Origin of the sequence: Dietzia sp. E1, from assembly GCF_014145015.1 — a bacterium.
Taxonomy (GTDB): Bacteria; Actinomycetota; Actinomycetes; order Mycobacteriales; family Mycobacteriaceae; genus Dietzia; species Dietzia cinnamea_A.
Genome location: NZ_JAALDU010000404.1, coordinates 1 through 6548 on the forward strand (window position 1 = coordinate 1; position 6548 = coordinate 6548).

Annotated in this window: 6 protein-coding genes and 1 pseudogene; all 7 read left to right on the forward strand. The window is 72.8% G+C overall.

What is annotated here, in order from left to right; all coding sequences use genetic code 11:
* Positions 1-756 (forward strand): annotated as a pseudogene (locus G6030_RS12985) (hypothetical protein); the annotation flags it as partial.
* A gap of 5 nt (positions 757-761) precedes the next feature.
* Positions 762-1760, forward strand: a complete 999-nt coding sequence (locus G6030_RS12990) for an HAD-IIA family hydrolase (protein WP_182643411.1) — start codon at positions 762-764, stop codon at positions 1758-1760.
* A 10-nt stretch (positions 1761-1770) separates the two neighbouring features.
* Positions 1771-1983: a hypothetical protein gene (locus tag G6030_RS12995; RefSeq protein WP_182643412.1), complete on the forward strand. Its 213-nt coding sequence runs from the start codon at positions 1771-1773 to the stop codon at positions 1981-1983.
* Complete coding sequence (locus G6030_RS13000) at positions 1983-2804, forward strand: TlyA family RNA methyltransferase (protein WP_182643413.1); 822 nt, start codon at positions 1983-1985, stop codon at positions 2802-2804. The genes G6030_RS12995 and G6030_RS13000 overlap by 1 nt, the downstream gene beginning before the upstream one ends.
* Positions 2801-3730: an NAD kinase gene (locus G6030_RS13005; RefSeq protein WP_182643414.1), complete on the forward strand. Its 930-nt coding sequence runs from the start codon at positions 2801-2803 to the stop codon at positions 3728-3730. Before G6030_RS13000 ends, G6030_RS13005 begins: the two co-directional genes overlap by 4 nt.
* Positions 3731-3739: 9 nt before the next feature.
* The gene (recN, locus tag G6030_RS13010) at positions 3740-5500 is read left to right on the forward strand and encodes a DNA repair protein RecN (RefSeq protein ID WP_182643415.1); all 1761 of its coding nucleotides are present in this window, start codon (positions 3740-3742) and stop codon (positions 5498-5500) included.
* Between the two features lie 59 nt (positions 5501-5559).
* Positions 5560-6548: putative cytokinetic ring protein SteA (gene steA / locus G6030_RS13015; protein WP_182643416.1), on the forward strand; the 989-nt coding region annotated here is incomplete at its 3' end.

Consider the following 6548-nt stretch of genomic DNA (forward strand, 5'->3'; position numbering starts at 1 on the left):
CCACGCGCCGGCACCGGTCGCGGGGAGCGGCCTGTGGGCGCCCGCAGGAACGAAGGGCGCCCCGGTCAGGAAGCACGGCAGGCCGCCCGCGCCGATGAGCCCGCTCTGCCCGACGACATCGAGGCCGCCGACCTCGACGCCGACGTCCGTCGCGACCTGCGCAGCCTCGACAAGTCGAACGCCGAGACGGTCGCCCGGCACCTCGTCGCCGCCATGCACCTCGTCGACGACGACCCTCAGCTCGCCCTCGCGCACGGCCGTGCCGCCAAGAACCGCGCCGGCCGTATCGGCGTCGTCCGAGAGACCCTCGGCGTCCTGGCCTACCGCGCCGGCGAGTGGTCCGAGGCACTCAGCGAGCTCCGCGCCGCCCGTCGGATCTCCGGCGGGCCCGGTCTGCTGGCGATGATGGCCGACTGCGAGCGCGGACTCGAGCGCCCGCAGCGCGCCATCGAACTCGCCCGCGGCGACGAGTCGCGGATGCTCGACGCCGACGAGCTGATCGAGCTGCGCATCGTCGAGGCGGGAGCCCGGGTCGACATGGGCCAGCTCGACGCCGCCCTCGTGACCCTGCAGGACGCGGGTGTCGACGCCGACGCCCGCGGTGAGTCCGCCGCCCGGCTCGACTACGCCTACGCGGAGGTCCTCCTGGCCTCCGACCGCAGCGACGAGGCGGCGGAGTGGTTCCGCCATGCCCTCTCCGCCGACCCCGAGGACATCACCGGCGCCGCGGCTCGGCTGGCCGAACTGGAGGGCTGATCGCGGTGAGCGGCACCACCCTTGCCGAGGCCCACGATGCACTCCTCGTGGACCTCGACGGCACACTCATCCGCGGAACGGAGCCGATCCCCGGCGCCGCCGACGCACTTGAGCGGGCGGGTCTGCCCGTGGTGTACGTGACCAACAACGCCAGCCGGTCCCCGGAGGACACCGCCGCCCACCTCCGTGAGCTCGGGTTCGCCACCCGCCCCGACGAGGTCATGACCAGCGCACAGGCCGCGGTGGTCATGCTAGGCGACCACGTCGCCCCGGGCTCCAGGGTCCTTGTCGTCGGTCACGACAGCTTCCGGGAACTCGCCCGGGAGGGCGGCTACGACGTCGTTCTCTCCGCCGACGACCGGCCCGACGCCGTGCTGCAGGGCCTGTCCAGGGAACTGACCTGGTCCGACCTCGCCGAGGGCTGTCTCGCGATCCGCCGAGGCGTGCCCTGGATCGCCTCCAATGTCGACACGACTCTGCCGACGGAGCGAGGACTGCTGCCCGGGAACGGATCCCTCGTCGCCGCTCTGCGTGCCGCCACGGACCGCGAGCCCGTCGTCGCCGGGAAGCCCGCGGCTGGCGTGCTGCGTGCTGCCGCGGACCGCGTCGGGTCCACACGCCCCCTGGTGATAGGCGACCGACTCGACACGGACATTGAGGGAGCCGTCGCCGCCGGGATGCCCGCGCTGATGGTCCTCACCGGCGTGCACGACCAGACCCACCTGCTGTTGGCGGATCCGCACCGGCGCCCCACCCATCTCGCGCCCGACCTGTCGGCTCTCGCCGAGCCCGCCGACGCGTCCCGGATCCCGCACACCGCTGAGCTCGACGCCACCGTCGATGCCGGGGTGCTGCACCTCTCCGGAGTCCCGGACCATCTGCACGGGTTGGATCTGGCCCGAGCCGTGATCGCACTGGCGTGGCGTCACGACGTGTCGCAGGTGTCCGCGGGCGGGGACGGCCTCCGATCCCGGCTCGCGGATGCGGGACTCGTCGTCGGCTAGCGTGTAGGCCGTGACCACCCCCGGACCCCATCCACACCCCGGGCCCACGGGGCCCGACATCGACGAGCTCCGCTCGGCGTTCGACGACCTGCTCGGCGACTCGGTCGGCGCACCGGGGACCGACGCCGACGGCGGGGCGGTCCGCGACGACCAGGTCGCCGCGCTCGACGCCGCCCACGAGCTCCTCGCGCAGGCTCTCTCGGCCCTGGACACCCGACGCTGATGGCGGCCAGACGCATGCGGCTCGACGCCGAACTGGTGCGCCGAAAGATGTGCGACAGCCGCGAACGGGCGCGGGACCTCATCGACTCCGGACGCGTCATCGTCAACGGGGTGGCCGCCACCAAACCCGCCACCCAGGTCGAACCCACCACCTCGATCGCGCTCACCGCCTCTGACGAGCCGGACTGGGCGTCCCGCGGTGCCCACAAGCTGATCGGTGCCCTCGACACCTTTGCCGACGTGACCGTCGACGGGGCGCGCTGCCTCGATGCCGGAGCCTCCACCGGGGGCTTCACCGACGTGCTGTTGACCCGGGGCGCGGCCCGCGTCGAAGCCGTCGACGTGGGGTACGGACAACTGGTCTGGCGACTGCGCAGCGACGAGCGCGTCGGCGTCCACGACAAGACCAACGTCCGGTCTCTCACCCCGGAGGACATCGGTGGGGAGGTCGACCTCGTGGTGTCCGACCTGTCGTTCATCTCCCTGCCGCTCGTGCTGCCGGCGCTCGCCCGGTGCACCCGGCCGGGCGGGCATCTCCTCCCGATGGTCAAGCCACAGTTCGAGGTGGGGCGCGACCGTGTCGGGCAGGGCGGCGTCGTCCGTGACCCCGAGCTGCGGATCGAGGCCGTGACCGGTGTCGCCCACGCGGCCGCGGGACTCGGGCTCGAACCCCTGGGATGTGTGGCCAGTCCGCTCCCCGGCCCGTCCGGCAACGTCGAGTATTTCCTGCACCTGCGCAGGTCCGCATCGGGAGAGCCGGCGGACCTCACCGACGAGTCGCGACACGCGATCCGCACGGCAGTCGAGGAGGGCCCACGATGAACGACATCCCCGGATCCGAGCAGCCCCGGCGCATCCTGCTCGAACCCAACATCGCCCGACCGGACATCGTCGCGACGGTCGCCCAGGTGGTCGACGCGTGCGCGGAGCGCGGCATCGCCGTCCGGGTCCTCGAGGACACCCGGGACCGGGTCGCCACGGGCGGCGGAGTCGAGTGCGTCCCCGACACCCCGGACGCCGCCGAGGGCTGCGAACTCGTTCTGGTCCTGGGAGGGGACGGGACGTTCCTGCGCGCCTGCCAGTACGCGCACGCAGCGGACGTGCCCGTCCTGGGGGTCAACCTCGGGCACATCGGCTTCCTGGCCGAATCCGAGGTCTCCTCGCTGAGCGGCGTCGTGGAGCAGATCGCCGCGCGCGACTACCGGGTCGTGGAGAGGATGACGCTCGAGGCGACCGTCATCAACGGCGACACCCGGCTCGCCCGCGACTGGGCGCTCAACGAGGTCAGCATCGAGAAGGTGGCACGACAGGGCGTGCTCGAGGCCTCCGTCGAGATCGACGGCCGCCCCGTCAGCGACTACGGCTGCGACGGCATGTTGGTCTCCACCCCCACGGGATCCACCGCCTACGCGTTCTCCGCCGGCGGCCCCATCGTGTGGCCCGAGCTCGACGCCATCCTCGTGGTGCCGAACAACGCCCACGCGCTCTTCGCTCGGCCCATGGTCGTGGCGCCCACCTCCAGAGTCGCGGTGGAGACCGGAACCCTCTCGGGCCCGGCCGTGGTCGTCCTCGACGGGCGGCGACTGGTCGACGCACCGCCGGGTAGCCGGGTCGAGGTGGTCCGCGGTCGACGCCCGGTCAAGTGGGTGCGGCTCGACGACTCGCCGTTCACCGATCGCCTGGTCACCAAGTTCGAGTTGCCGGTGACCGGGTGGCGCGGACGTTCGGGTGTCCGGCCGCTCACCTAGGGTGGGTGCGTGCTCACGGAACTCCGGATCAGCGGCCTCGGCGTCATCGACGAGGCCGTCGCCGACTTCTCGCCAGGACTGTCCGTCCTCACCGGAGAGACGGGCGCGGGCAAGACGATGGTCGTCACCGGTCTGAGACTCCTGGCCGGTGGGCGCGCCGACCCCGGCCGTGTGCGCCGGGGTGCGGACAAGGCGGTCGTCGAGGGGCGCTTCGACCTGTCCGCCACCGCCACGATGGACCCCGCCGATCGCCGGGATCTCGACGACCTCCTCGAGGACGCCGACGTCGACCTCGACGAGGACGGCAGCGTGATCGCCGCCCGACGGGTCGGCGCGGACGGGCGCTCCCGCGCCCGGCTCGGTGGTCGTTCCGTCCCCGCCGGCACCCTCGCCCGGTTCTGCGCGCCGGTCCTCGCCGTGCACGGCCAGAACGACCAACTCCGTCTGCTGCGCCCGGACCGGCAGCGCGACGCCGTCGACGCCCACGGCGGTGACGACGCCCGCGCCGCGCTCGAGGCGTATCGCGAGACCTACAGGCGGTGGCGCGAGGCCGAACGCTCACTGGCCGAGCGCACCGGTAGGGCCCGCGAGCTCGCCCGCGAGGCCGACCTGCTGCGCATGGGGCTCGAGGAGATCGACGCCCTCGACCCACAACCGGGCGAGGAGGCCGAACTCGACGCCCTCATCCGCCGCCTGACCGATTCCGAGGAACTGCGCGAGGTGGCCGGGCAGGCCCACGAGGCGCTCACCGGTGACGGCGAGACCACCGAGCCGATGGTGGGGCTGCTCGACCAGCTGCGGCAGCGGCTGGCAGGCGCCGGCGACCCCGCGCTCGAGCCAATCGCCACGAGCATCGGACAGGCCGTCGCCGCACTCGGGGACGCTGCCACCGAGCTCGGCCTGTACCTCGCCGAGCTGCCCGTCGACGCCGCCGACCTCGATTCGGCGCTGGAGAGACGCCACGATCTCCGCGCGTTGACGCGCAAGTACGGCACGGACGTCGACGACGTCATCGCCTGGGCCGCCAGAGCCCGGACCCGACTGGGGGAGGTCGACACCTCCGACACCGCCGTCGCCGAGCTGCGAGCCACCGTGGAGCGACTCGCGGCGGAACTGTGTGAACGCGGCGCCGCGCTGACCGCCGTCCGACGCGCGGCGGGGGAGGACCTCGCCGCCCGGGTGACGGCCGAACTCGCCGAGCTGTCGATGGGTGGCGCCCGCCTCGCCGTCCGCGTCACGCCGTCGGGAGACGGACTCGACGGCGCCACCGAGAGCGGGCTCGACGACGTCGAACTGGCGCTCGACGGGCCCTCCGGGTTGGTGCCGCTCGGCAAGGGCGCGTCCGGCGGCGAGCTGTCGCGGGTCATGCTCGCGCTCGAGGTGGTCCTGGCCGAACGCTCGGGCGGGGGCACCCTCGTGTTCGACGAGGTCGACGCCGGCGTCGGAGGCCGGGCCGCGCTGAGCATCGGCAAGCGACTGGCCCGCCTGGCACGGACGCATCAGGTCATCGCCGTCACCCACCTCGCCCAGGTCGCCGCCTACGCCGACACCCACCTGGTCGTGCACAAGGACGCCGATCCCGCGGGCGCCGACTCCGCGAGCTCCGGTGTCGTCGTCTCCGGGGTCACGGCGGTCGCGGACGCCGATCGGGTGACCGAACTGGCACGGATGCTCGCGGGACTCGAGGACACCGATACCGGGCTCGCCCACGCCCGCGAGCTGCTGGAGAAGGCCCAGTACGAAAAGTCTCAAGCTGAGGTCGACCGTTAAGGCGACACGCCGGGGTGACCTCCCTCGTCACTCGAATCACACGCGTGATACTCGTGCACATGAAGATGTCGGGTCTGCTCAATCGTCGCTCCCAGGACCTCGCCGGTGTCGTGGGCACCGTGCGCCGGATCGAGCCGGGGACTCCGGTGCCGAAGAGGCTCGGCGCCAAGGACGTCGCCGTCCTCGACCTCAACCGCACCACGGCGGAGACCGCCCGCGCACTCGTCGAGGCGGAGGTGGCGGCCGTGGTGCACGTCCCCGCCCCGGGTGAGGAGATGCTGCCCCGGGCGGCCTTCCGCACCCTGGCCGCCTCGACGGTGCCCGTCATCGAGGACGCCGACCTGGCCGATGTCACCGACGGGACCCGGGTCCGCATCGACGACGGGGTCATCTACTCCGTCAAGTCCGAGGACGAACTCGCCGGTGGCCGCGAGGTCGACTCCGCGACCCTGCTCGCCGAGGTCGACAGCGCGGAGAAGAACTACGTCGAGTCGGCGCTGGCGCACCTGGCCAACGCAACCGAGTTCCTCAGCCTCGAGCATCCACTCCTGCTCGACGGCGAGGGGCTGCCCGAGATCGATGTCGAGTTCACCGACCGTCACGTCGTGGTGGTCACGGGCGACGCGTCCTCGCGTGCCCAGCTGGCCGAGCTCAAGCCGTTCATCCGGGAGTACCGCCCGCTCCTCGTGGGCGTCGACGGGGGCGCCGAGCTGCTGCGCTCGGCCCGGTTGACGGCCGACGTCGTCGTCGCCACCCCCACCGAGGTCTCCGACGAGGTCCTCACCGACGGTGCCGTCCTCGTCGTGCCAGCGGATCGTGACGGCCGGGCCGAGGGGCTGGAGAAGATCACCGAGCTCGGGGTCGGCGCCACGACGTTCCCGGCCGCCGCGACGGCGCGGGACATGGCGCTCCTGCTGGCCTACCACGGCGGAGCGGAGATGATCGTGGTCACCGGGGACGACCGCGGCCTGGAGAACGCCTTCCGCCCGGCCTCCGCGCCGTCGTCGACCATGGTCGACACGACCGTCTCCTCGCGCCTCGTGCACGC

Bases quoted from the DNA above. Each gene is read 5' to 3' on its own strand.
- G6030_RS13005 (WP_182643414.1), top strand. From the start codon at position 2,801: ATGAACGACATCCCCGGATCCGAGCAGCCCCGGCGCATCCTGCTCGAA.
- G6030_RS13000 (WP_182643413.1), top strand. From the start codon at position 1,983: ATGGCGGCCAGACGCATGCGGCTCGACGCCGAACTGGTGCGCCGAAAG.